This is a genomic window from Peribacillus sp. NPDC058002 (assembly GCF_042886655.1).
Classification (GTDB): Bacteria; Bacillota; Bacilli; order Bacillales; family DSM-1321; genus Peribacillus; species Peribacillus aracenensis.
Map to the genome: position 1 here is coordinate 1 of NZ_JBHVQU010000492.1, position 1,438 is coordinate 1,438.

The 1,438-nt window shown below is 39.1% G+C and carries 1 protein-coding gene; it reads left to right on the forward strand.

Going from position 1 to position 1,438, the window contains the following annotated elements; genetic code table 11:
• Positions 1-54: 54 nt before the first annotated feature.
• Positions 55-1,403 (forward strand): IS3 family transposase gene (locus tag ACFVSH_RS26590; RefSeq protein WP_387605024.1). Its coding sequence is split into 2 segments (ribosomal slippage): positions 55-499 and positions 499-1,403, totalling 1,350 coding nucleotides; the frame shifts between segments, so codons are not numbered across the junction.
• The last annotated feature ends 35 nt before the right edge of the window (positions 1,404-1,438 follow it).

The window sequence follows — 1,438 nt, forward strand, 5'->3', positions numbered from 1 at the left end:
ATGAACTGCACCCCAATTGTTAGACAACATCTAACAATTGGAGGTGCAGTTTTTTTGACTAAATATACGATAGACGAAAAATCAAATGCAGTTTTAGAGTACTTAGAAGGGAAAAAATCCTATAAATCCATTGCACAAGAAAGAAATGTAGGGTTATCCCCTCTGAAAAGATGGGTCGCTCGCTATCTAAAACATGGAATGGAAGGACTTGTTTCATCCTATACAAATTACACTCTGCCCTTTAAACTAGAGGTACTTAAATATATGAACGAATATGGGGCATCGATCAACGAGACCGCTGTACACTATAACCTTCCTTCCGATTCTACACTTTTGAATTGGGCAAATCAGTTTAAGGAAGGAGGTATAGACGCCCTAAAACCAAAGAAAAAGGGGCGTCTATCCATGAAAAAAGATACTAAGAAAAAATCGCCAGCTAATGGCTCTCAGGAAGCACTTCTTGCCGAATTAGAATACTTACGTGCAGAGAATGCCTATCTAAAAAAGTTGAATGCCTTAGTTCAAGAAAAGGAAGCCTTACAAAGAAAGAAAAAGCGAAAGTAGTCCATGAACTAAGGGAACAATTTGATTTAAATCTGCTTCTATCCATTTCTAACATGGCACGGAGTACGTACTATTATTGGGTAAAGGCCTTCGGGCGTGAGGATAAATACACTGAAATTAAATCCCGTATCAACGAGATTTTCCATACGCATAAAGGGCGTTATGGGTATCGGCGTATCACCCTAGAATTACGTAACCGAGGTGTTCGCATCAATCATAAAACAGTTCTCCGATTGATGAATGAACTAGGATTGAAGTCAGTGGTTCGCATGAAGAAATACCGTTCGTACAAAGGGAAAATCGGCAAGATTGCGCCCAACATTCTAGCACGTGAATTCAAGGCGGCAAAGTCCAATGAAAAATGGGTGACAGACGTCACAGAATTCCATCTAGCTGGGGAGAAACTATACTTATCAGCCATTCTAGACCTGTTTAATGGAGAAATAATCGCCTATAATATCGAATCTCGGCCTATTTATCCGCTCGTTTCCAAAATGCTGGATAAAGCCTTTGATCGCTTGGAATCGAAAGATTCACCCATTCTCCATTCAGATCAGGGCTGGCATTATCAGATGAAACAATACACATATGATTTGAAAAAACATAACATTACACAAAGCATGTCCCGCAAAGGAAATTGTCTCGATAATGCGGTCATTGAAAACTTCTTTGGCTTATTAAAATCCGAATTACTCTACCTTCAAGAATTTGAAAGCATGGAGCAATTCAAACAAGAACTAGAAGAATATATCCATTACTACAATCATCAACGAATCAAGGTAAAATTAAAAGGCATGAGCCCGGTAGATTACCGGGTTCATGCCCTCAAGGCTGCCTAAGTAAATAAAGTGTCTAACTTTTTGGGTTCACTTCA